This is a genomic window from candidate division WOR-1 bacterium RIFOXYB2_FULL_36_35, assembly GCA_001771505.1.
Classification (GTDB): domain Bacteria; phylum Margulisbacteria; class WOR-1; order XYC2-FULL-46-14; family XYC2-FULL-37-10; genus XYB2-FULL-36-35.
Window position 1 is genome coordinate 1,588 of sequence record MEUA01000048.1, and the last position, 24,219, is coordinate 25,806.

At 35.7% G+C, this 24,219-nt stretch carries 24 protein-coding genes and 1 pseudogene (1 of these 25 only partly in view); 8 read left to right on the forward strand and 17 right to left on the reverse strand.

Translation table 11 applies throughout. The features are described 5' to 3' along the window. Positions 1 to 325: pseudogene (locus A2290_07650) on the forward strand (hypothetical protein); it begins 89 nt to the left of the window's first position. Further along, positions 309 to 494, forward strand: a complete 186-nt coding sequence (locus tag A2290_07655) for a hypothetical protein (protein OGC13732.1) — start codon at positions 309 to 311, stop codon at positions 492 to 494. Before A2290_07650 ends, A2290_07655 begins: the two are co-directional and overlap by 17 nt. Positions 495 to 496: 2 nt before the next feature. On the opposite strand, the gene A2290_07660 is transcribed toward A2290_07655, so the two are convergent. Further along, entirely contained in the window at positions 497 to 1,174 is a 678-nt protein-coding gene (locus A2290_07660) for a hypothetical protein (protein ID OGC13733.1), read from the reverse strand. A gap of 117 nt (positions 1,175 to 1,291) precedes the next feature. Between A2290_07660 and A2290_07665 the strand changes: the two genes are divergently transcribed. Next, positions 1,292 to 4,123, forward strand: a complete 2,832-nt coding sequence (locus A2290_07665) for a hypothetical protein (protein ID OGC13734.1) — start codon at positions 1,292 to 1,294, stop codon at positions 4,121 to 4,123. 41 nt (positions 4,124 to 4,164) lie between these two features. Here A2290_07665 and A2290_07670 read toward each other — a convergent pair whose 3' ends face one another. Then, complete coding sequence (locus A2290_07670) at positions 4,165 to 4,569, reverse strand: hypothetical protein (protein ID OGC13735.1); 405 nt, start codon at positions 4,567 to 4,569, stop codon at positions 4,165 to 4,167. Next, positions 4,566 to 6,365 (reverse strand): GTP-binding protein TypA, encoded by a 1,800-nt coding sequence (locus tag A2290_07675; protein ID OGC13736.1) that lies wholly within the window; start codon positions 6,363 to 6,365, stop codon positions 4,566 to 4,568. The genes A2290_07670 and A2290_07675 overlap by 4 nt, the downstream gene beginning before the upstream one ends. Before the next feature lie 134 nt (positions 6,366 to 6,499). Here A2290_07675 and A2290_07680 point away from each other — a divergent pair, with 134 nt between their 5' ends. Then, complete coding sequence (locus A2290_07680; protein ID OGC13737.1) at positions 6,500 to 9,130, forward strand: hypothetical protein; 2,631 nt, start codon at positions 6,500 to 6,502, stop codon at positions 9,128 to 9,130. A gap of 30 nt (positions 9,131 to 9,160) precedes the next feature. Here the strand turns inward: A2290_07680 and A2290_07685 are convergent, their stop codons facing one another. The 4 genes from A2290_07685 to A2290_07700 all read right to left on the reverse strand — a co-directional run bounded on the left by A2290_07685 (position 9,161) and on the right by A2290_07700 (position 13,319). Further along, positions 9,161 to 9,496 carry a hypothetical protein gene (locus tag A2290_07685; GenBank protein ID OGC13738.1) on the reverse strand — a complete coding sequence of 112 codons (336 nt, stop codon included), beginning with the start codon at positions 9,494 to 9,496 and terminating at the stop codon, positions 9,161 to 9,163. Positions 9,497 to 9,596: 100 nt separating this feature from the next. Next, the gene (locus A2290_07690) at positions 9,597 to 10,223 is read right to left on the reverse strand and encodes a hypothetical protein (GenBank protein OGC13739.1); all 627 of its coding nucleotides are present in this window, start codon (positions 10,221 to 10,223) and stop codon (positions 9,597 to 9,599) included. Between the two features lie 8 nt (positions 10,224 to 10,231). Then, positions 10,232 to 11,584 (reverse strand): V-type ATP synthase subunit B, encoded by a 1,353-nt coding sequence (locus A2290_07695; protein OGC13740.1) that lies wholly within the window; start codon positions 11,582 to 11,584, stop codon positions 10,232 to 10,234. Next, a complete protein-coding gene (locus A2290_07700) occupies positions 11,577 to 13,319 on the reverse strand; it encodes a V-type ATP synthase subunit A (GenBank protein ID OGC13741.1) in 1,743 nt (580 codons plus the stop codon). The genes A2290_07695 and A2290_07700 overlap by 8 nt, the downstream gene beginning before the upstream one ends. A 261-nt stretch (positions 13,320 to 13,580) precedes the next feature. On the opposite strand from A2290_07700, the gene A2290_07705 reads away from it, so the two are divergent. After that, positions 13,581 to 14,813, forward strand: a complete 1,233-nt coding sequence (locus A2290_07705) for a hypothetical protein (protein ID OGC13742.1) — start codon at positions 13,581 to 13,583, stop codon at positions 14,811 to 14,813. Here the strand turns inward: A2290_07705 and A2290_07710 are convergent. From A2290_07710 to A2290_07740, 7 genes are all read right to left on the reverse strand, one after another. Next, positions 14,802 to 15,113 (reverse strand): hypothetical protein, encoded by a 312-nt coding sequence (locus A2290_07710; protein ID OGC13743.1) that lies wholly within the window; start codon positions 15,111 to 15,113, stop codon positions 14,802 to 14,804. The two genes, A2290_07705 and A2290_07710, sit on opposite strands and share 12 nt — an antisense overlap. A 9-nt stretch (positions 15,114 to 15,122) precedes the next feature. Beyond that, on the reverse strand, positions 15,123 to 15,821 hold the full coding sequence (locus tag A2290_07715; protein OGC13744.1) for a hypothetical protein: 699 nt from the start codon (positions 15,819 to 15,821) through the stop codon (positions 15,123 to 15,125). Beyond that, positions 15,822 to 16,145, reverse strand: a complete 324-nt coding sequence (locus A2290_07720) for a hypothetical protein (protein ID OGC13745.1) — start codon at positions 16,143 to 16,145, stop codon at positions 15,822 to 15,824. Next, positions 16,146 to 16,616, reverse strand: coding sequence for a permease (locus tag A2290_07725; GenBank protein OGC13746.1), 471 nt, complete (start codon positions 16,614 to 16,616; stop codon positions 16,146 to 16,148). A 10-nt stretch (positions 16,617 to 16,626) separates the two neighbouring features. Beyond that, a complete protein-coding gene (locus A2290_07730) occupies positions 16,627 to 18,579 on the reverse strand; it encodes a hypothetical protein (protein OGC13747.1) in 1,953 nt (650 codons plus the stop codon). A gap of 1 nt (position 18,580) precedes the next feature. Beyond that, positions 18,581 to 18,877, reverse strand: coding sequence for a hypothetical protein (locus A2290_07735; GenBank protein ID OGC13748.1), 297 nt, complete (start codon positions 18,875 to 18,877; stop codon positions 18,581 to 18,583). A gap of 61 nt (positions 18,878 to 18,938) precedes the next feature. Continuing rightward, positions 18,939 to 19,967 (reverse strand): hypothetical protein, encoded by a 1,029-nt coding sequence (locus A2290_07740; protein OGC13749.1) that lies wholly within the window; start codon positions 19,965 to 19,967, stop codon positions 18,939 to 18,941. 300 nt (positions 19,968 to 20,267) lie between these two features. On the opposite strand from A2290_07740, the gene A2290_07745 reads away from it, so the two are divergent. Next, positions 20,268 to 20,555 (forward strand): hypothetical protein, encoded by a 288-nt coding sequence (locus tag A2290_07745; GenBank protein ID OGC13750.1) that lies wholly within the window; start codon positions 20,268 to 20,270, stop codon positions 20,553 to 20,555. A gap of 37 nt (positions 20,556 to 20,592) precedes the next feature. Here the strand turns inward: A2290_07745 and A2290_07750 are convergent, their stop codons facing one another. From A2290_07750 to A2290_07760, 3 genes are read right to left on the reverse strand one after another with little or no spacing between them, the layout of a single operon-like run. After that, a complete protein-coding gene (locus tag A2290_07750) occupies positions 20,593 to 20,991 on the reverse strand; it encodes a peptide chain release factor 1 (protein ID OGC13751.1) in 399 nt (132 codons plus the stop codon). Positions 20,992 to 21,007: 16 nt separating this feature from the next. Further along, positions 21,008 to 21,382 (reverse strand): hypothetical protein, encoded by a 375-nt coding sequence (locus A2290_07755; GenBank protein ID OGC13752.1) that lies wholly within the window; start codon positions 21,380 to 21,382, stop codon positions 21,008 to 21,010. A gap of 1 nt (position 21,383) precedes the next feature. Then, the gene (locus A2290_07760) at positions 21,384 to 21,920 is read right to left on the reverse strand and encodes a peptidylprolyl isomerase (protein OGC13753.1); all 537 of its coding nucleotides are present in this window, start codon (positions 21,918 to 21,920) and stop codon (positions 21,384 to 21,386) included. A 1-nt stretch (position 21,921) separates the two neighbouring features. On the opposite strand from A2290_07760, the gene A2290_07765 reads away from it, so the two are divergent. Next, complete coding sequence (locus tag A2290_07765) at positions 21,922 to 22,161, forward strand: hypothetical protein (protein ID OGC13754.1); 240 nt, start codon at positions 21,922 to 21,924, stop codon at positions 22,159 to 22,161. After that, positions 22,149 to 24,170, forward strand: a complete 2,022-nt coding sequence (locus A2290_07770; GenBank protein OGC13755.1) for a hypothetical protein — start codon at positions 22,149 to 22,151, stop codon at positions 24,168 to 24,170. The genes A2290_07765 and A2290_07770 overlap by 13 nt, the downstream gene beginning before the upstream one ends. Positions 24,171 to 24,219 lie beyond the last annotated feature (49 nt).

Consider the following 24,219-nt stretch of genomic DNA (forward strand, 5'->3'; position numbering starts at 1 on the left):
GACAGGGCATAATGCGGATAAACTTATTGCTATTCTTGACGATCCTTCAAAAGAAGGGGAAATCCTAACTTATGTAAGTTTGCTGGATGGAAGAGAAGTTGCTAAACGGTTAAGCGCTCTAACTGGTAGAAAATTCAGAGTTCAAAAAGAAACCAATTTTTTGCAAGCCCTAGCTCATTTATTAGGAAACAACTGGACATGGACTGAAACTAAGTATGATGAGAACACCTTTGTTCTCCGTTACAAATACTGTGACTCGCGCTTTAGCAACAATCCAGAGAATCGCTGCGGCAGCTACGCGCTTCGCCTTGTCGAAGACAAATAAAATAGAATATTTTGATTATTTAAATGAGGCGCAAAAAAATGATTTAAAGGGTAGTGTTGTTAAGTCACTTGAGAGACAGATGAAAAAAAGATATCCTAATGACAAAATGATGTTTGAGCTGAAGATGTTAAAAGCTATCAATAGTTTCCGCTTGCTTTCATTGAATTAAAATTAACTGATTAAGGATTTGCTATGCCAATAAGGTGTGTATACTTCGTATATTAAGTTTATGTTTTTACTTGTCTTTATGAATTTCTCTTTATCTTTTTTACTGCTAAAATTTAGAACAAACTTGAGGCCGGTTTCATAAAAGGGTCTTTTTCCTTTTTTTGTAAAATCGCTAAAGAGTCTTTTCCCTTTTTTTATATAATCGTTCCCTTCTATATAATATTTGACATGTTTGTCTAAAATAAATTCTGCATCTTTTACAGAGACTCCTTTTTTGAAGACAACAACAAGCTCAAAAGGATCGGAAACTTTTTTAATAAAATAAAGAGGAATCGGTTTGTTTGCATCAGGATTATATCCCATTACATAAGAAGCTCCAGTTTGTATCTGATATACTCCTCCCGCTTTAAGTATAGAGATGTCAATGTCATCGCCAAATGCATAAAAATCTAAAACCTTTTCTTGGGTAAAACTATTGTTTTTTACAAGAAAAGTCATCTCAATAGTATCAACGGAAGATGACGCTTTTTCTTTGTATGCAAAAGAGAGAAGCACCCCTTCAAGCTTTAAAACCCTTTCCTCTTCATTATTCTTGCCTATATTGGCAAAAGCAAAAGAGCTCTTTGCAAAGAGTAAAATCGAAAAAATAAATAGAACAAAATAAATAGTAAAATACTTCATGACGGAATTGTAGGATAAAAATCAGCCAAAATCAAATTTTTAAAGATTTTTTGAAATCCTTGATGAAAATAGTCGATAAAAGCATGTAGGCAAGTCAAACTTTTGGAGGTTATATAAGTGGCAAGAATTGATGTTGGCAGGTTCTCTGAAAAATATGCTGTGCGTGTAAGGAGCGATTCTGATTTACGTGGCGTTTTAAAGAGAAAAAGTTTACAAGGGCTAATCAAATTTTTTAGAGTTCAAGCTGCTCCTTCTATGCAAAACAGAGAAGATGCTTTAGCTGTTCGAAGCACAGATCGTAGTATAGATGTTTTGTTTGAAAGGGGAAATGGGAGCTCGATGCGGCGTACATTAAGCCAAATAGCAACCGCTAATAATCTTTATTTTCGTGGAGAACAAAATGTTTATATCCACGACTTGGTGACATTATTTAATACTTTGCCTGTAGGAGCAAAAGCTTTATTAATAGATTGTGTTGCTGAAAATGATTCTAAAGCTATTTTATTTGATACGTTTTCCCCTCATGAAAAGAATATTGTTTTTGAAAAATGGCCGCGTTTGATAGATGGCGGTTTTTTGACATTAGACATGTATGAAGATCTGTTTCTTGCTTTAAATGCTAAAAATAAAGGCAAATTTTTAGCTCATCTTGATCTAGTTTTTTTTGAAAATTTTTTGCATTATGTTGGAGATGTTGAAAAGACTTTAATATTACAAACTCTTGCCGAGAGTGGAGATTTTATAGATGATTTATCGCGTGAAAAACTACAATTCATATGGTTGTTTTTTTGCAGGCATACGCATTTCAATAGAATAATAAATGGAAGCTATCTGGGGGATGTAATTTATGAGAATCACAGATTGTGTTTAAGCGCTTTGGAATTTAGTCAGATGAAAGAATTGATAACTATTATGGAAAACGGTAGAAGATGTGCATTTTTGCGTAGGTTAAAAGGAGATAGAGAGGCTAAATCTTTTTTAGATTATTTAGCAGGCGAGCTTCTTTCTTCTTTGCCCGCACCTGAAAAAGATGTTGAAGATGGGTTTGGTCTTACGCAAAAAAGCGCTTATGACAGGTGGGCTGATTATTCAGGAAAGATTGATCGTGCCAGATTTATAAACTCTTTTTCAGGAAAAAAATCTTTTGGTTGTGTTGACCGTAACATGTTTGATCCTGATGACTGGGCTCTTTTAGTATCTGCGCGCTACGTGGAATCAGATGGAGATGGAGGTTTTTTGGTGACTTCAAAAATTCCTGGAAGTTTTGGCGGAAGCGGCTTGAATTATATAAAAAGTTGGGATACTTTGATGAAAACAAGAGCTTTTGCAATGATGGGAGCAGAAGAGATTGGTCTTATTTCAAAAGAGAGGCTTGATGAAGTTTTGCCGCCGGAGGATAATATTCGGAAGAAATTTTTTATTGAATCAGGATGGTCAACATCCCTTTTTTCTTATAATAATTTTGATGATATTAGAAGAGCGATAGATGATCCTTCTAGAGCCGACAGAATAATATCTTTATTAAAATCTGTAAGAAGAGACAGCTATAGCAGTGTTATTGGGTTGTCCAGATATTTGTCCAGAGCTATTGGTGATCCATCTTCCAGCAGCGAAGCTGCCGAGGCAAGTAAAATACTTAATGTTATGAGAGATGTTTGCAAGAAAATAGAAGAGCAGCCGTTTGATGCAATAAAACTAAAATTTAAAAAAAGAAGTAAAAAGACTGGCCCTAAGAGAAAAACAACTTCTGTTGCGGATGATCCATGGAGCGCATTTGGGGCAGGTTATGGTGGTGGAGCAGGTTATGCAGGGTATTCTACGCAAGGGGGTAATTCTAGCCGCCGGTCTGATCAGAATGCGGGATATAATTCAGATCCGTGGTGGAACGGATTTACGCAAGGAAGATCCGGTTTTCATGATGATGGATTTCATACTGATCCTTACAGTTCTGGAAGGCCAGAAAATAAAGGAAAAGAAGAACCTAAACTGGATAAACAAAAAGAGGAAAAGAGGGTTTTAAGAATTTTTAGTGGAATTTTTGATAAAGAATATGTATTGGATGTATTACAAACTTTTGGCAATAATGAGGTTCTAGCGTCTCTTTTGTCTGATGGGATATTACGCTTAAATTTTGATACTAATGGATATGTAATAGATCCTATTACATTTGACGGGACGAGAAGGAGTATAGAGGGTTTAATAAAAGATACGCTTAAATACAAAGGCTATAGAAATCCTGTTTATCTGGATGCGTGTGTGGATAATGTTTATTTGAGGTTGAAAAAGGCGATGGCATGCGCGCTTTTGGGGCTGGATTTTAATTCTACTTTATATGAGGCAAATAACAGATATGCTCTTTTTATTGATCAGATTACAATTAATGATAGATATCATCAGGAAAGATTTGAAAAATTTTTAGAAGGCGCTTTTGTTGATAGTGTTTGGAGCGTTAAAATTTTCAGCACATATGAAAAGAAAGAAAGAGAAAGGATCCTTGGCGCTTTAAATGAAGGGAAATTTAATGATAGATATCGAATTCATCTAAGTGAAACTTTCTCTTCTCTTGACCAGGGGATCGCTCAGTTACTAATGAGTAAGAATATATTGACATACATAAATGGGGACTATTTTGTAAATCCTTCCTTTTTTAATGGTGATAGAGAGAGCATTGAATCTGTTTTAGCTTTGAGCTTACTGATGGTCAACATTCGAAATCCGGAATATAAAAAAGCTTCTATTGATAAAGTTTTTTTTATATTAAAAAAAGCGATGGCTTGTGTCCTTCTCGATCTGGACTATAATGTCTCTCTTGAAGAGGCAAGAAAAAAACATGAGCTTATTGTCAAGCAACTTAAACTTGAGGGGGACGATAACACCAGGTTTGAAAGGTTTTTAAAAGATGCTTTCACCTCTGAAGTTTGGAATGCCAGGCTAGTAGTGAGAACATAAATCCCGATTATGAACCCCGATTAGGATAATCGGGGTTAAAATCAATAAGCTGATTTTTTATCTAAGGCAATATTTGCAAGCTTGTCTGCTTCTCTGTTTTCTTCTCTTTTAATGTGCTTGGCTTTGAAAACTTTCAGTTTTTTTATAAGTGACAGCATCTGATTGTATAAAGGTTTTAACCCTTCATGTTTTACTCTGTATTCCTTTTTTATTTGCTTAATTAAAAGTTCAGAATCAGCAAAGAGCTCTATTTCTGTTCCTCCCAATATTAAAGCTTCCGTTAATCCTCTGATTGCTGCCATATATTCCGCGATATTATTGGTTGTTTTGCCGATATAATCTGATATTTCAAGAATTGTTTTTCCGTCTTTTTTTATTACAATTCCGATTCCGGCATGCCCTGGATTATTTCTGGATGCCCCGTCTGTAAAAACGGTAAGCTTCATTTTTTATTCCTTGATCTTTCGTTCTCTGTTAAAAGCCTTTTTCTAAGTCTTATGTTTTTAGGCGTAATTTCTACAAGTTCATCGTCGTCTATAAATTCAAGAGCCTGTTCCATTGTAAGTTTAATGGGAGGAGTAAGTCTTATGGCTTCGTCAGCTCCAGCTGCCCTTATGTTTGTCAATTTTTTTTCCTTGCATGGATTTACGGTCATATCTTGGCCGCGATTGTTTTCACCGACAATCATCCCTTCATAGACCTCAACGCCGGGTTCAATAAAAAGAGTTGCCCTCTCTTGCAGATTGTTTAAGGCATAACCCGCTGTTTTTCCGTTAATACCTGAGATTAAAACGCCGTTTTGTCTTTTATTTATCTCTCCTTTGAATCTTTCATATTTTGAAAATGCGTGATGAAGTATCCCCTCACTTTTTGTATCCATGATAAATTCTGCTCTGTACCCTAAAAGTCCTCTTGTTGGAACCATATAAGTTAAATGAGTAGTCCCGTTTTTTGTATTCATGTCAAGCATCTCTCCGCGTCTTTTTCCCAACTTTTCTATGACAGAGCCCGCATATTCATCTGGAACCGAAATGCTTGCCTGTTCAATAGGCTCCATTTTTTCATTGTTTATTGTTTTAAAAATAACCTTTGGTTGGGCAACTTGTATTTCATATCCTTCACGCCGCATCTTTTCAAGTAAAATAGAAAGATGCAACTCTCCCCGGCCTGCCACTTTGAAGCCGTCGATCCCTCCCAGCGCTTCAATTTTTAGTCCTACGTTTGTTTGAAGCTCTCTGTCGAGCCTCTCTCTTATATGCCTGTTTGTGACGAATTTCCCTTCACGCCCGGCAAACGGGGAATCATTAACCAAAAATTCCATCGTAAGCGTAGGTTCGTCTATTTGAAGAAGTGGCATTGGTCTTGGATTCTCTTCATTTGAAATTGTCTCTCCGATTGTGATATCAGGAATTCCCGCAACGGCAACGATATCTCCACATTCGGCGTCTGACACTTCAACTTGTTTTAGTCCTTCGAAGATTGACAACTTGGTTATTTTGCCAGGAACAATAGAGCTGTCCCTTTTACAAACTACAATCTTCCCGTTTTTTTGAAGTATTCCGCTATATATTCTTCCTATTCCAATCCTTCCGATATAGTCGTCGTAAATTAAATTTGTAACCTGCATTTGAAGGGGTTCTAAACTTTTGTCAGGATAGGGTTTTACATGCTTCAATATTGTTTCAAAAAGAGGAGATAGATCAAGGCTTTCGTCTTCAATATTATATTTTGCTATTCCCTGTTTTGATATTGCATATACTATCGGAAAGTCCAGTTGTTCATCTGTCGCGTCAAGTTTTACAAAAAGATCAAAAACTTTATCTATGACCTTGTGGGCCCGCTGTCCCGATTTGTCTATCTTGTTTATTACAACAATTGGCCGCAATCCCAGCTTTAAAGATTTTGACAAAACAAATTTTGTCTGTGGCATCGGGCCTTCCTTAGCGTCAACAAGAAGGAGGACGCTGTCTACCATTTTTAGAACTCTTTCGACTTCTGAGCCGAAATCGGCATGTCCGGGGGTATCGACAATATTTATTTTATACTCTTTGTATCGGATAGCGCAATTTTTTGAAAAGATAGTTATTCCACGTTCTTTTTCAAGGTCGTTTGAATCCATGACAAGTTCTGGAACTTCGTCCCTTTCAGAAAAGGCCCCTCCTTGTCTTAAAAGATGGTCGGTTAGGGTTGTTTTCCCGTGATCTACGTGTGCTATTATTGCTACATTTATTATTTTGTTCATGTTTCTATTATATCATGGTAAAAATTTAAAAATTTGGTGAATTTTCAATTAATCCCGAGTTTCACTACGATTATCATAATTCATGTGAAACTCGGGATTAATATATTCGATGGTGTGACGTGATTGTATACTCAGTGAGAAAAAAGAGCTTAATTAAGCCGTTTTTGCCTAAAGCGTCTAACTGTTCTTTGAGGGATAAACATAAAGCTTTAGATTTGGTTGGATTGTTTCATGGATTTTTAAATGTAAAAGATAGAAGGGTTTATGTGGGGTGGGGTGATTCTTTATCCTTGGATGGAAATAACACAGTCAGAGAATCTTATCTTGAAGCATCAAACGCATTATCTTGCATGGGTGGATTTCCAGCATCTGATGTTTTAGATTTTTTGTTGAGGATGAAACAGTCTTCAAAGGCTGTCAGAAAAAATCCTTGTTGGGCGGCGGGCTTTTTAGCTAACAGTTTAATTTTAAAAAAATGTTTTGAAGATAAATTAAAACAGGATGGGATTCCTTTTGATTTTAAGGCTTATGCAGGATATGGCTTTGGGTTTTTATCTGCAATTGTTGCTTCAAAGGCCCTCTCCCTTGGAGATGGAGTTAAACTTGCTTATCATATAGCCAGCCTTATTTCCGAGAACAAAGGAAACTATGGTGTTGTAGCTCTTAAAGGCGAATGCCTTGATGATGTTGTGCATCGTTTAAATTCGGTATTTCCTAATAGTACGGAAGTCTTTGAGTCTTTGGAATGCGGAAATTTGGGGTTTTATAAGTTGTATGTTAAACAATCTATCCTTGATAAAGTGATGTCGTATATTTTTTGTAATTTTAATTGGGAACAGATTGAAGCTTCAATCTTAGCGACAAACATAAAGTTTACCCCTCATTCAAATAGGATGTTGGAACTGCAGATAGCAGTCTCGAAATTCATAGATGATTATATTCCAATTAAGCAACCCGAGGCTCCTGTTGTCTCTTGCTTTGGAAATGGTTTAATTTTTTCAAGAGAAGGGATTGTTTCTGATATTTTGGATATGGTTTCCAAACCTTTGAATCTTAGTCAATTTGCTTATGATGTTAAGTCCTTAACTCCTCGCAGCCTAATTGAATTTGGAAGAGAAAGTATAGCAGGCCGAATTTTTTGGCAGACGGAAAGTAAATTGCCTTATTTACTTTATACTGATGAGCCTAGAAGTTTTGATGATTATTGTAAGGCAGCTTCCTATCAGTCTGTATTGAATTTTTTTTCCTTTCAGCCGCTTTTAGATAAAATAGTAAGATTAGTTCTTAATAAATGTGAAGAGCAAAATGACAAAAGAACCCCTGTTATAATTACTCTTGAAGGTGATTCAGGGTCTGGTAAGACTACACTTGCAGGTTTCTTATTAGAGTATTTTTCTAACATAGGGTTTAAAGTAATGGTCGACCAGTATGGTAAAGTCCCTACATTGGATATGTTTTTAAAGCCGAGTGAACTTAGGCACAAGCTGCGGGATAAAGTGATTGAGGATGGAAAACTTTATTATGACGAAATTGATGTTTTTGATTGGAAGGCAATTGAGCAATTTTGTTGTGAAATTAATTTGTTTAGAGAGTCTGATAAAGAAGAGATTGTTATTTACGTGGAGGATGCTTATGATCAAGCAACAAGAACAAGGGGCTTGCGTTATTTTTATTTAAATAAAAAAATGACGGTTTTTATTGAAGGGAAAAATGCCGGTCTTTGCAGAGGCTCAGACATTAATTTTTTGATGATGAATAAAAATTCTTTTTTAAGGTTTATAGAAAGGTCCCAAGTTTTATCTTCGAAAGAATTACTGGTAAATAGACTATGGCATCGCTTAGCGTTAACTCCGAGTTTTGAAAGATACCTTAAAGAGGGTAAAAGCAAAAAAATAGATGATGGTAGGTCTGATTACGTGGTGGATATTTCCTCTGACATTCCTGATAATTGGGCGGTATATGATGGCAGAGAGACAAAGGTTGATAGGCTTACAAAATTGGAAGCCTTTGAATTTGAAGGGATGAGAGCCGAGTTTACTTATTATTTAGGGGTTAGAAGCAAGGAGTTAATGTCTTTTTTAGTTAAGGATGGGGAAGGGCGAATTGTTTTGGACTTCGAAGCCGGGGATGTATCGATAAAGATTCCTGAATTGATAGGTAACGCAGTCAGAGCTTTTTTTTATGTCCCTGATGATGCAGGCTTTAACACTTTGCTTTCTTTAACCAGATCTTCACAAGAGATATTGCAAGCGGCAGCTATTGATGTGCTAAATGAAAGGATAAGGCCTTTGCCTTTTGATCAAATGTACAGTTATTTTCATAGACAACCTTTTAAGGATAAAATTTTGGGGTTTTATCCTTCCTCTGAAGATAGGGGGGTAACATTAAATGTTTTATTTAGGGGAAAAGCCAAAGGCGATTCTCTGGAGATCGAATATAATAAGGATAGTCGTTCCATCACTAAAGTTGTTGTTAAGCATTTTTTTGAAAAGACAGTTTTGTTTGATAGTTTAGTTTCAGATGATGGATCAAATCTTTCATCTATAAAATATCCTGTTTTGGGAGCCCATTTTTCTGTCGTCAATGAAAATCCTGTTATTAGGATCATCGTTAAAGACTCTGTATTGCCAAAATTAAAAAGATTATTTCAAAAAGAGACAAGAGGTTTTGTCGGAGGACTAAGTTGGGAGATTTATTCATTGACAGATGCTCTTTACAAAATAAACGGAGTTAAAGAGGTATTACTTATAAATGATAATACATAAAAAACCAAGAAGGGATGAAACAATCAATCTCTAGTAGACTTGATCGTACTCATAAACTTGCTGCTCAAAGAATATCTTTTTAACCGTCGCTTCAAAACTCCATGAGATTATAAATAAAATAACAATACCTATTAAAACCCAGAGGCCGAGTTTATGATGTTTTATCCATCTGATTGACACATAAATAGTTATAATCACCATTGCAACGGTAAGTACCAATCCCGTTATTATTAAAAGAGTTGAAATAAGTACGGGTAACCATGATCGTAAGAATAGCACCAATAAATAGCAGGTGTTGGACCATGATATCAAAAGAATAAGTAAATTTGTTACCGTAAAATGTTCTTCATCAATTTCAAATCTCATATTAACCTCCAATTATAATGAAAAATGACTAAGGTTAAAAGTGCCAAGAACTAGGGTAAAATGAAAAAATATTCTCAAGCATTAGGTCATTAATCATTCTTCATTTATTTAAAACAATATCTTTCATCTTAATCATTGTAACCTGGCTTGCTCGTTCCATCTCTGACAGTTTCATTTTTATTTCTGACGATGTTTTTTCAAGTTCTGGTATCATAACATATTCAAGTGCATTTACTCTACGACGAGTTTCAATAATTTGTGTCGCCATAAGCTGTATTGAGTAGCTCTTGCCGGCAAACTTTAATAAATCAGGCAAAATCTTAGAAAAATTTTTACTCGCACTTCTATATTCTACCGAACTTGCTAGGGTTACGCCTGCAGACATAAGTCCGTAATCGCCAGGTTGTAGGGTGTAGTCTTTTGTCCTAACTCCCATAATATTCTTTGTCTCTGTTTCTATTTTTATCGGAGTAATTTTTTTTGTCTCTGTCTCTTTTAAGAAATCTTCATCACAGAGAGCTGTTCCAAAAACAGCCTTTTTAAAAATTTTAGCTAGTATGGGGTCCAATTTGTCGTGAAGGCTTAAAAAATCATCTTTTAATTTGAGGAATTTTTGGATTAACCCATCAAGTTTGTCTTTTAAAAGTTTATGTCCTCTTTTTGCAAGGGCAAGTTTTCTTTTCGTCAGCAAAAGCTGCATTCTTGTTGCGGCGGTTTTTCTTTTCATTTGAATTTTTAGTAATACTTTTCCAGAATCTCTGGCTTAATTCTCTTTAGCTCGTCTTTGGGCAATATCTTCAAAAGTTCCCATGCAATAGAAAGAGTTTCTTCAATGCTTCTATCTTCCATTTCGTCTTGCCTTATAAATTTATCTTCGAAAGAATCCGCGAATTTAAGATATTTTTTATCCGTATCAGATAGCGCTGCTTCACCCAAAATAACCATAAGCTCCCTTACTTCTCTTCCTTTCGAATAAGAGGCAAAAAGCTGGTTTGCAACGTTTGGATGGTCTTCTCTGGTTTTGTTTTCGCCGATAGCTTTATCTCTAAGCCTTGAAAGGGATGGAAGGGGGTCAATGGGGGGGTATATCCCTTTTCTTTCCAAAGTTCTGTCAAGAATAATTTGTCCTTCTGTTATGTATCCTGTTAAGTCTGGTATTGGATGTGTTTTATCATCATCGGGCATCGATAAAATGGGGATAAGTGTAATTGAGCCTTCTTTCCCTTTTATTCTCCCTGCTCTTTCATAAATTGTTGCGAGATCTGTATATAAATATCCGGGATATCCCCTTCGTCCGGGGACCTCTTTTCGTGCGGCAGAGACCTCTCTTAAACTTTCGCAATAGTTTGTCATATCAGTTAAAATCACCAAAACATGCATATTGAGATCAAAAGCCATGTATTCTGCCGCAGTTAATGCTACTCGAGGGGTTGCGATGCGTTCTATAGCAGGATCAGACGCAAGGTTTATAAATAAAACCGCGTTTTCAATCGCGCCTGTCTCCCTGAATTTTCTAATAAAAAATTCCGCGTCTTCAAATGTAATTCCCATCGCGCCAAACACGACAGCAAACTCTTCTCTTTCACCTTTTACTTTTGCCTGTCTCGCAATTTGAGCGGCGAGACGGGAGTGGGGGAGTCCTGAACCTGAAAATATCGGCAGTTTTTGGCCTCTTGTTAAAGTGTTTAGTCCATCAATTGTAGATATCCCTGTTTGAATAAAATTGTTTGGATAATCCCTTGAAAAAGGATTAATAGAAGAACCATTAATGTCGATTCTTTTTTCGGAGATTATATCAGGCGCATCGTCTATTGGTTTGCCAAGGCCGGAAAAAATGCGGCCTAAAAGGTCTTTTGATACACCAAGTTCAAGTCCCCTTCCTTTAAATTTTATGCTTACTGTTTTTAAGTCTATTCCATCTGTTCCTTCAAATACTTGGATGAGTGCTTTATCATCTTTTACTTCGAGCACTTTTCCTGAGCGTACCTCTTTGTTTTTTAATTCTATTTCTATAAGTTCGTCGTATAATGCGCCTGTTACACCTTCAACAAGAAGCAGCGGGCCGTAAATTTCTGTTGCTTTACTCATTGTTTATCCTGCCCCTTAAATTTTCTAATTTTATTTTTAGTTCTTGCTTGATTGATTCTGTCTCTTTTTCGACCTCTTCCTCTTTTATAAGTTTTAATTTTGAGATTTTTGATATGGTTTTGATTTTTTGAATTTCCTTTGCTTCTAATCCTTCACTTATAAGACTTAATCCGTTTTTGTATAAGTTTATTATTAAACTGAGTAGACAATATTGTTTTTTAAAACTTGAAAATTGGTCAATAGGATCAAACGCGCTTTGATACAAAAAATCTTCTCTTATCAGTTTACATATAAACAAAATAAGCTGTTCTTGCTGAGATAAAGCTTCTGTTCCAACAAGCCTTACAATCTCTTCAAGCTCAGCTTCTTTAGTCAAAAGTTTCAAGGATTCTTCTCTGATTGCTGGGAAATCTTCTCCTATGTTTTCTTTGAAATATTTTGACAGGTTGTCTACGTAAAGGGAATAGGATTGAAGCCAGTTTATAGCTGGGAAATGCCTCTTATGGGCCAGGGCATAATCTAATCCCCAGAAGACCTTGGTTACACGGAGAGTGTTTTGAACAACAGGTTCTGAAAAATCTCCTCCCGGAGGGGAGACCGAACCGATAATTGTTAGAGACCCTTTTCTTTCTGGCATTCCAAAACATTTTCCGTAACCCGATCTCTCATAGAAATCAGCAAGCCGCGAAGAAAGATATGCTGGGTATCCTTCTTCCCCTGGCATCTCTTCGAGCCTTCCCGACATCTCTCTAAGCGCTTCTGCCCATCTGGATGTTGAGTCTGCCATTAGGGCGACATTGTATCCCATGTCACGGAAATATTCTGCAATTGCGGCTCCTGTATATATAGAGGCTTCACGCGCGGCAATTGGCATGTTAGATGTATTTGCAATAAGGATAGTCCTTTCAAGTAGCGGTTTACCTGTTCTTGGGTCTTTAAGTTCTGGAAATTCCTGCAATACGTCTGTCATTTCGTTCCCTCGTTCGCCGCATCCTACAAAAACAATAATATCAGCATCTGCCCATTTTGCTAATTGATGTTGAATTACTGTTTTGCCTGCTCCAAAGGGACCTGGGACACAAGCAGATCCTCCTTTTGCCAATGGGAACATCGTATCTATTATCCGTTGTCCTGTTGTAAGTGGAATGCTCACCGATTCTTTTTGTTTTAGTCCTCTACTTTTTCTTACAGGCCATTTTTGATACATTTTAATCTCTTTGCCTGCAATTTTTGCTATGACATCTTCTATTGTAAACTCTCCTGATTTTATTTCCTCTATTTTGCCATGGATTCCGTGCGGAACCATTATCTTATGGACAATAAGACTAGTCTCCTTAACTGTTCCTATTATATCTCCAACTGAGACTTCATCTCCGTTTTTTTTAACAGATGTAAATTCCCATTTTTTTGTTCTATTTAGAGAAAAGACTTCGACTCCTCTTGCAATAAATACTCCAGATGCTTTTTCAAGTTCAACAAGAGGCCTTTGAATTCCGTCAAACATTGTGGAGAGGAGGCCGGGCCCAAGTTCAACAGAGAGAGGCATCCCTGTGTTTTCGACAGGATCGCCGACTTTTAATCCGGAAGTCTCTTCGTATACTTGAATTGATACTAAATCACCCCGAATTTCTATGATTTCGCCGCCAAGTTTTAACATTCCTACTTTTACAAGATCACCCTTTTTACACCCAGGCACACTTGCGACAACAAGAGGCCCTGCTACTTTTTTTATCATGTGAGCTCCTTTTTCATTATTAAGATTAAATTATTACTCTATGAAAGTCAAGATGATAAGAATTTTGAGTTGCGATTATTCACCCCGATTAGGATAATCGGGGTTCAGAGTTGAACTGATTATGAATCGGGGGTCATATGGACTTGTTGCGTAATGACAGTTTTTGCAATTTGTCATCCCCGCGAAAGCGGGGATCTATCTTGTTTTCTGAGAAATAGATTCCCGTTTTCACGGGAATGACCATTTCGCAACAGTCCCGTAATGATAATTTGTGTGAAACTTTTTTATTATTGGAGCGATAAAAAACATATGAAAATTCAAGGGATTATGAGGGTTGTTACAAGAAATTATGGTGAAAGGGAAATTTCAATAATTTTTAGTAGAGAAATTGGCAGATTAAATCGTGCAAGAAAGAGTGGAAGCTTGCATTTGTATGCTCCAAATATAAGGGATATTGCTTATAATAGCGTTACAAATATTTTATTAAATGCTAAAAGAGTTTTTATTTTTTTATCGTCTAAACTTGATGACTATAGTGTGGTAAAGGAGCAGCTTCCGGAATTAGATTTGCATGTAAAACAGATACTTTCTTCAATAAGCGAAAATTTTGTTGATAAAAATTCTAAAACACAAGATGTTAGAGAAATTGAAGACATTTTGATGTGTTATTTAAAAGCAAGAAAGTTGGTAAGCACAAGTAGTGTTTCTTTAGAAGGTGATTATCAATTTTTAGTGGTTTTTGTATATAAAAGATTACTTGAAAGATCTAGTGTTGATCAAATAGAGAATATTTTAAAAGTTGTTGAGAGCAAAGTACCACGGAGAAAAACCGGTCAGACGGCTGAATTTGCTTATGCTTTTTTAGCTTTTTTATCTGAGTTAACTTATGCTTCAACTATGGATGATTCCCGATTATTCACCCCGATTAGGAAATCGGGGTTCATGCCCGAAAAAAAAGCAGGCGGCTTCTCTTCAAGTGATTTTCCTGTAAATAATCTGGTTTTCTTGGCTGGTTCTTCAAAAGGAAAATTATTATCAGTTGATGTTGATATAGCTGATTTTAATTATGCTGTGATCTCTTTGACTTTTATATTTTGTTTTTTCGTAAAGCATTTGAAAGGATTCCAGGTGAGATTAGAAAGCGCTCTTGATGTTTTATTGGAGGAAAATCCTACCAAAAAGATACGTGAAAAACTGGAAACATTATGTCCTGAACAACTTTCAAGGTTATACCGTAGTTTAATTCAGTATATGAAAGTTAGTGATATAAGATTTAAAATTTCTCAAGGCAATTTGACTTTTAAACGAAGAGAAGAAATTGAAATTGCTGTTCTAGAGATTAAAAATGATAAGTTGACATCTCAAGAGGCTGAGTTTTTGGATGATTCTTCCGCTGTTAAATATTTTTCACCGGAAGAGATCTTTGTTCTTCATAAAAAAATGGGGTTATTGATAGGGTTAAAAACAAGATCGATTTTACCTTTATTTGTTTAAGCTTCCGCCCAAAGCATGCTTTATTAAGCCGTTTAATCTTTCTTTAAACAAGCCGATACTCCCTTTGTGATCGGGGATTAGAACTATATTTAGACTGTTTTCAAGTTCCGCGATTTTTTCTTGTGTGTCTGATGCGAGAACTTCCGTAATAAATATGACATCAAATTTTTTTGAAAGATGGATTTTGTCTAAAATTTGTTCCGCCTGCCTCCCATTATCGCAGGAAAATATTGCAATGCCGCTCTCTTTTAGCGGCAGAACCATTTGATATGGGCCTATAATTGCTACTTGATTGCTCATCCCTCTCCTTTAAACATACGCTTTCCTCAAACGTTTCTTGATCTCTTCTGTTTCTAAACCCAACAACTTGCCTGTGAGTATTAACTTAATATTTTTTGTCTCCATCTCTTTCCCTATTAAAAAGCCAATCAAAGGTTCTATTCCAAAGGCCATATATTTTGCTTTTTGTACAATTTCTATTAAATGGTTATCAATCTCTCTTTCTAATACAAATAAATTTTTAGAAGGGAGGCTTTTTAAAACGGCATTGGAATAATTTTTGTATTTTATCTTTTCTGCCGCTTCTTCCATGGTTAAGTTTTCAGTTTCTGTGTTTAAAAGTAAAGTTTGCAGGGCCGCAAAAGCTTCAACATATTCTTTAAATAGAAAAACATTGTTTTTTTTAGCTGTTTTTTCCAGCATTTTTATATAATCTATTAGTGTTAAATAAGGCAGGCTGAATTTTTTAAGCAATACATCTATTATTTCGGATTCTGGAGCCATATTAATCAGAAAACTTTTTATGAAATCAAGCTCGATGTTGACTAATTCACCAAAGTTAAACGGGTTAGACAACCGGTCGATTTTTTCTGAATAAGAAGTTTCGGTCAAAACAAAAAAAGATGATTCAAAATCTTTTGATTCTGCCATACGAGTAAAATGTGAGGTAGAAAGCATTTGTGCCTCAAGTGATCTTATTCTTCCTATCGCATATCCAAGTTTATTCATTTAGCTGAAAAGAACCTTTGCGACTTCAATTTCTTTTTTTTCTTTTAAATCTTTTGATTTGCCTTCAAATATAAGATCAAGTATTTTTCTTTTTTCTTCCAGTATTTTTTTCTTTGATTCAAGCTTAAAAGGGGTTATAAACGCTCGTTTTAAATCTTCAGCCTCTTTTTTGCCAGAGAACAAAATTTCGTCTCTTTCTTTTTCCGCCCTTGCTTCTGCCTCTTTAATAATCTGCATAGCTTGGCTTTTGGCTTCAGAGATTATATTTTCTGCCTCGATGTTGGTATCCTGTTTTATTTTGTTTTCTATATCGGAAAGAGCCATTTAGACTTTAATCCCCGATACAAGAAGAATTGTTGCGAGTAATCCTACTACAGCGTATGTTTCAACCATCGCAGGGAGGATTACAGCCTTACCCATCTCTTCAGGGCGTTTTGCGAGAAGCAAAATCCCTGCGGCTGAAGCGCGGCCTTGATAGTAAGCCGAAAATAAGCCGACAACGCCTACAGGAAGAGCCGCAAAACAAAGTTGTAAGCCTGTTGATAGGTCAATTGGCATTCCGCCTTTCAAAAGATTTATTTTGAGCATTACATAAAACATGCCCAAAAAAGCGTAAAACCCTTGAGTTCCCGGAAGCGCAAGTAGTACAAGCACTCTTCCAAATTTTTCCGGATCTTCAGTTAAAACTCCTCCTGCCGCTTCCGATGCGATTGCAATTCCCCATGCCGAGCCCACAGCCCCCAAAAATGCCGTAATTGCCGCTCCAGCTACTGCAAGTCCTAGTCCTATGTTCATTTTTATCCTCCTATTTTATAACTACATATTTTGTCTCTCTGCCCAACGGCTTAAAAGGACGTCCGCTCCCTTCATAAAACTTGCCGAAAAACTCGACAAGCTGAAGTCTCATTGAGTGGACAAAAGCGCCTAGCACGGAGACTACAAGGTTAAAAAGATGCCCGACAACCAAAATCACAATCATTATAACATAACCAAAAATAGGAATGCTTGTTGCGGTGATTCCCGCCAATATATTTACAACTAAACCGATAATACTGGTTGTCATCATTAAAGCCAAAAGCCTTGAGTAAGAAAGCGTATCTCCCAGAAATGCTGTTGTGCGATAAAGGCTTAATATGCCGCCTATCGCTTTTTTTATGAAACCAGGTTCGTTCCTGCCTTGAGTTAAAACAAGCATTATGGCTCCCGCCATGCTCAAGTAAGAAGTGAGAGATACAAAATTTGGTCCTATTGCGTTTGCTATTAAGAGGGCGACAAGCGCCAACAGGAAAAATATCCAAAGCCCAAAATCAAAAATGCCGGCCAAGTATTCTTTCTGTTTTATTTTCCAGTACATACCAACTATAAGTCCCCAAATATTTTGGATTACTCCCATTGCAAGAGATGCGATAAGCATTGTAAGGGGAGATTTAACAGGATCTATGATTTTTACGTATAGTAGAGCATCTTTTATGCTGCTTTTAGGCAGATCATCAAGATTTATAGCGAAATAACTTCCTGTTAAAATCCCTGCCGCGATAGATAGTATTCCGCCCCAAAATAAGAGGAGGAGAAGGTTTTTTCCACCTTCGGACAAGGTAAGTTTTTTTAAAAAATAAAAAGATGCTATTGCGAGAATTGCTCCGTATGCGGCGTCGGATAGGCATATTGCGAAAAAGACTATATAGAAAAAAGACAATGCTTGGGTGGGGTCGACCTCTTTTGTCCCTGGCACTCCGAATATTTTGGTTATAAGCTCAAAAGGCTTAAACATGGGAGGATTTTCTATTGCGGTTGGAATAATTTCGTTTTCACCCGGCAAAACAGGGATTACGTCTATCTCTTTTGATAGGTTAAGAAGCGTATTTAAAAGCTTTTCTCTCTCTTTCTTTTTTATCCAACCTGACATTGTATACGCTCTTTTTGTATTGTTTACAAACCCTTTTGCCTCTTTTTCCTGTTTTTTAAGCAGGAGATAGTCATAGACAAGTGTTAAATTCTCAATATTTGTCGAAAGGGAGAGCGCCTCTTTTTCCAGCTCTTTTTTCTCGTATATCATTTCTTCAAAGGCTTGTCTTAATTTTTTTAGTTCTTCATTTGCGCAACAGTTGGCATAAGGGAGCGCCCTTAATTGGAATCTGTTTTCGTTTAAGATATCCAAAACTTCTTTTTCATTTTCTTTTAAAACGATTATTGCGGCATATTCTTTATTTCCAGCTGAAGAGACAACGCTGATATCAAAAAATATCTTTTTATCCTCAAGCTTTTTTTCTGCCGCCATCTTATCCTTTTTCCCGTACTCTGCGAATATGATGATTGTCCTTTTTAATTTGTTTTCTAAATCAAGGTTGAAATTAAGACTTTGCCATGGAGTTAAATTATCGATATCTGTTTCCAGCTTTGATTTTAAATTTCTTATATTCGCGAGTTCCCCTTCGATAGTTTTTATTTTTTTTACTGTTTCCTTCCAATCTGTTTTTTTATAGGCGTTGATTAAAACTTCTTGATGTATTGTTTTTTTGGTCGGGGCAAAACTTTCGACAAAGCTCTTTTTAATTTGAGCTGCTTTTTCGAGGAAGGAGATTGCGGCTGCGACTTCTGCTATTGCAAGCTCATAATCCTCATTCTTTGTGTTTTCTTCTTTTTGGAGATTTGTCTCTGTAAGTTCGATGACACCTAACTCATGGAGTTTTTTTATGACAGTATCTTTGTTTTCCTGAGTTCCGCATATTAGAACTTTTTGCATTTTTACGGTAGGCATATTAGTTTATCAGTTTTTTTGCTTCGTTTAATTTAAACGCTGCTTTTTTTTTGATATCTTCTATTTCATTTTCGGCTCTCTTTAAGATCTCAGCCCCTTCATTTTTAGCGTCTGTTTTTGCCTTTTCAAGAAGGATGTTTACCTTATCGCACGCATTTTTTTTGCTTTGGATTAAAAGATTTTCTCCCTCTTTTTTGGCATTTACAACTATTATTTTTGCCTCTTTTTGAGCGTTTTCAATTATTTTATCAGCTTCCTGCTCTATTAAAACTATTTTCTGCAAAGTTTCAGTTGCCATGATTATATTTTAACAGGGAACAAAAGTAATGTCCAATGCGTTGACCAATCTCCAAAAGGGGCTATACGGTTTTTATAATTTCAATATAAGCTAGATTAGCAATTGAATCCCAAGGTGTTTCAAAACGATTTTTAGGATTAGCAATGGTATCAATTATAAGATTTCCGACTCTAGTTTCAAGATGAAGTTCTTTGAAAACAGATGCTATGATACATGTCAAACTGTCTTTATGAGCAAAAAACGCATCTTCTAGTAATTTAGCTTCTGCGTCTTGTTTTGCTATAGCTTTTAATTTTTCAGAGCGAGCTTCTGAATCTGTTATCTTATAAGCATCATCTCTTAGCGTTTTTATTTCTTCCAGTTTTGCTTCATACTCTCTTTCTTCTTCTTGTATTGTTTTTAACTCTTCTGAAAGCGCTTCTTTTAAGACTATTCCAACTTTTCTTATATTGCCTTTATCTTTATTCCAAGAATCGAGGCTTCTTAATCTCCACTGTGTCGCAAGTTGGACAACCGCTTGTCTATCTTCTTCAGTTTTTACATCAGAAGAATCTGCAAACAATACCTCTTTCAGTATTGCCCCTTCAACTTCCGGATTATCAATCTTATGGCAGAGCATGCTTAACGCATAACCTTTTACAAGAGGGTTTTTAGCTCCATTTAAGCTTAGCATTACAGATAGCGGTTTTCGTCTATCTTCTTCAGTTTTAATTTCTTTCCACGTTTTATCAAAAAGTTTTTGGGAATCTTGTAATATTGATATCCCATGTTGGGCGGATATAGCGTTAAGAAATGCTTCCGTTTTACCATCTTCATAAGTGCTAGAAACTGTTAATGCATGTAAAAAGAGGCCAATTCCATCGGTTGAGGGAGTAGTTTCAACATGTTCTATTAATCTCTTTGCAAAAACAGATGCTATCCCCTGGAAGAGGTCGCCTGAAACATTTTGATTTTCCAGCATACTTCCAAATGCTTCAAGTTTCTCAGTACCATACTTTTCTATTTGAATAAAAAGTTCATCAAAATATTGATGTGCATTCTCTAAAGTAATTCTGGTTTCTAAAAAATGAAAACCTTGGGATGTGGGCATTACTGTTTTATTCCGTATTTGCATTTGTATGAAGGATTGAGTCCCTAAGCTTAGTCTTGCTGGTCGACGAACAAACATATTTTTTCTCCTTCTGTTAATTATGATTTTCGACTGCCAACTTCCGACCATCCATAGTCTGTCATAACAATATATCGCTAAAAAACTATTCTTATTTCATCAGATATATTCTACATAAATATTTATCGAAATAATATTATTGTAACTTGCATTTGTTTCTTGTTTGTAAGTGTTATAAAATAGAGGCAAAGCAAAAGTTTATAAAAAAAGGAGAAATTAAAAATGTCGGAACAGGAAGTTAAAGTTGAAATTGATGATGAAATAGCAAAGGGTATTTATAGTAATTTGGCGATTCTTTCGCATAATGAGAATGAATTTATATTGGATTTTGTTTTTGTTCATCCTCCAAAAGGAAAAGTAAATTCCAGAATTATTACTTCGCCTACTCATGCTAAAAAGTTTCTAAAAGCTTTGCAGCAAAACATAGAGATGTATGAAAAAAAATTCGGACAGATCAAAGAAGCTCCGGAGCCTAAAAATTTGGGGGGAGTAGGGTTTTCTCAAAACTAACTCCGATTATCATAACTAGGGTCAATTTCCTGACAGGTTAAAAAGATGGAGATTTTCTTGATTTTTTCTTTTCAGAGACAATTTTTTTCTCTCTTAAAATCTTCTCTTTAGCCCTTTTAGATCTCTTTCTTTTTTGCCTTTTGATTTTGTATATGCGTTTTTGTTCTCGACTCTTTTCACCCAAAATCATCTCTTCTGCTTTATCAGCCAAAAGCCGCCATGCCAGGAATCTGTTTAACGCTTGTGATCTTTCCTGTTGAAATTTTACTTCTATTCCTGTTGGCACGTGCTTTAAATATACGGCAGATGCTATTTTATTTACGTTTTGTCCTCCGGCGCCGCTTGATCGTACAAACTTCTCTATAACATTGCTTTTATTGATGTTAAGTTTTGCAAGTCTTTCTTTAAGAGCTTTTTGCTTTTCTGGACTTATCATTATAATTTAAATGGATTCAACGAAAAACAAAGCAAAGACCGTATTCATCTTTGGTGAAGTCGGCTGTTTTGTTTTGCATCATCCCATTCTGAGCCGCAAAATCCCTTAGTCGTTCTCTTGATAAATTGCTTGGCGCTTTTGATATGACAAACCATAATGCTTTGGTGTATTTACTTTTCAAATCTTCAAAAATTTCTTTGTAATTTTCTTTCTTTTTTGCCCTAAACCAGTATATTATTATATCGACAGGCTCTTCCTTGTAATCAAAAAAAACTGTGCAATTTCTAGGAACATTCTTTTTTAGGTTTTTTAGGAAATTGCGTGTGGGATTAACAGGCCAAATTGTTTCTCCTCCCAATATATTTAAGCGTTTGTAAAAATTTTTTAACATTTTATAAGGTTGTTTTGATGATTACATCTTTTAATGTTACATTTTTTAATGGTTTATCTCTGGTGTCTTTTTTTACGAGAGAAATTTTTTCAACAACATCTTGGCCCTTAATTACCTGACCAAAAATTGTGTGATGTCCGTTGAGCCATGGGGTGGGGGCTACTGTAATAAAAAACTGTGAACCATTTGTGTTAGGGCCTGCATTTGCCATGGCAAGACGGCCGGGCTGATCAAATGTCAGATTTTTATCTATTTCATCTTCAAATTGGTATCCTGGTCCACCATATCCCATACCCAAAGGATCTCCTCCTTGGATCATAAAATCGGGAATTACCCTATGAAAGATTGTTTCATTATATAGAGGATTATTTGTCTTCTCTTTTGTTTTTGGGTCAGTCCATTCTTTTTCTCCTTTTGCAAGGCCCACAAAATTTGAAACGGTTTTTGGGGCTTCCTCAGAATAAAGGATACAGGTTATATCTCCCATATCTGTTTCGAATGTAGCATACAGTTTGTCGGTGTTTTTCTCCTCTGTCATCTTGGTTTTTCCTCCTAGTTGTGCGATTGCAGGGCTTATTAAACTTATTAATAGAATAAATATTAATATTTTTGTTTTCATTTTTTTCTTATTTGTCATAATAGTTAATTCTAACATGCCTGGCCTTGTAGAAAAAGAGGTCATTTTACAGTGCAATTTTGTTGCTTGTTTTTTCGATAGTAAAATAAGGGGTGAAATTCAATCTAAAAGAGGGGAAACCATCTATTTATGGAAAATATAACTGGGGCAAACATCAATCCGGGCCGAACTGTCGAAAGCGCTAAAAAAGGAACAACTATTAATCTTTCTGATCGCCTAAGCAAAAAAGGCAAAAAAGAGTTGTTGACAAAAATTAGAGAGAAAGTGAGAAATGTTTCTGAAAAACAGCTTAAGGACTTATTGGAAAAGATTGATACTGTTTTTGAGGGGAATGTTTTGTTGTGGGCTGTTTCTTTTGTTGTAAAAGAACAAATTTCTGGGGCTCAGTTGGAGAATTTTATTTTCAATGCTGTTGAAATTATATCAAAAATGAAGCCAGAAGTTGTTTGTGAAAAAGCTTCTGTTGATTATAAACATAGAGGTTGTGCTGTTTCTAATCAATTTATAAATGTAGTCAGGCAAGAGTCTTTAACAGCGCTTTTTGAAAGTAATTTAAATCCAATTAATCCTGATTATGCGAAAAAGGTACTCTCTTTTAGACTTGGGGATCACGATCCTATGCCTATTATGAAATTTTTAAAGAGAATACCTGAGAACCTTGCTCCCCTTTTATATTATGCAATTAATAATATAGATAGCATTGATGCCACTGTGGAATATTATCTAATTTATAATATTTGTAAGCTTGGAGTGGAAATGGCTGGGAGAGCAGTTGATTTAGGTGCGGACTTAACAGGAATGTTCAATCAAAGTTTGGATATCTCAGTTGTTCAGACTGATATAGAAAAATTATATTTAAGTTTAGGAATAACTTTATCTTTGAAGGATATTGAAAAAATAATTGATGCGCTTAAGTTTTTGGTCCCGGAAGATAAAACATTGAGAGAATATTTTGAATTGATTATAAATAAATTACCTTCAGGTATGACTGTTTTTTTGTTTGTAGAATTTCTTAGAAATTTTTCGGATCAGCGGACAAGATTAAAATATGATCTAGCAGATGATGATAAGTTTAAAAAATTTATTTCTTCTTGTATGGATGATTTTTGTGGAATTCCCGAGTATGATTCTGCTGATAAATATATTCAAAAGTATAAAAGCATTTTAGAAGCAAAATTAAATTGCGCCCTTCCGATTGAAGACATAATAAAAACAGCTGCTGATGATAATAAAAAAATTAATCTTTCGTTTAGCTCTGCTGCCGACTCTAGAGGGATGTTGTCCCTTTCTGCAGAAGCAAAAGTTCCTTTTAGTGTTATATCTTTGAAAATTGGAGGAGGAATGACATTAATTAATTCTCCTATTTTTAATAATTCTGACGCGGGGACAATTGATAGGCCGAACCTTTCAGGATCAGGTTATAATTTAAGTGCGGCTGTTAACAGAAAACAATCTTTCGGGGACTTTGGATCAAGTCTTTTTGCTCTGGGAGGATCATATGATTCCCAAGAAATGCATTATTCTTTATCTTATAAAGATGAAGAGACGGGATTGCCAATAGATTATGAACGAGATATGGCGGCTGCAACCACTAAGCTTACCTTTGGATTTCAGCATGAAAAAATATTCAGATGGAATAAAAATAACAAGCCTTCGGCGCTTGCCCCTTCGTTTTCACTGTATGTTAATCCGTATTTAAGCAGGTCATTTTTAGGTGTTAATACAGAGGTTACACTTAAAGGGGCCTTTGGCAGCTTTGCCCCTTTTATCTCTTTTAAGTTTTCGAGAGATGCCGACGGAGCAAAAATAAATGAAGCTTATTTGAACCAAGGAGAAGAGTTGTTGGCCAATTCGTCTGATTTGGATAGTCCGTATATTGAACTTTCTGTTTCAGGTGGAAATGTTTTTTCTATTAATGATTCGCATAGGCTGGCTTTGAACGGAAATTTTGAAAAAACAATCTATTCTAACGATACTGGTTATGTCTCCAGTTCTTTCTTTTTGGCTTATGTTCCTCGAGTTACTTCTAAGTTTGGGACTGTAGATTTTATGATTGGCGGTGGACTAACTCTTAGCAAACAGCCTGAATCAAAAGCAGCTAGCGGTTTTAATGTTTTAACAGGTTTTACTTACACTCCGCCTATAAAATAACATAGGGTTAACCCCGATTATCCTAATCGGGGTTAACTTTCAATTTTTG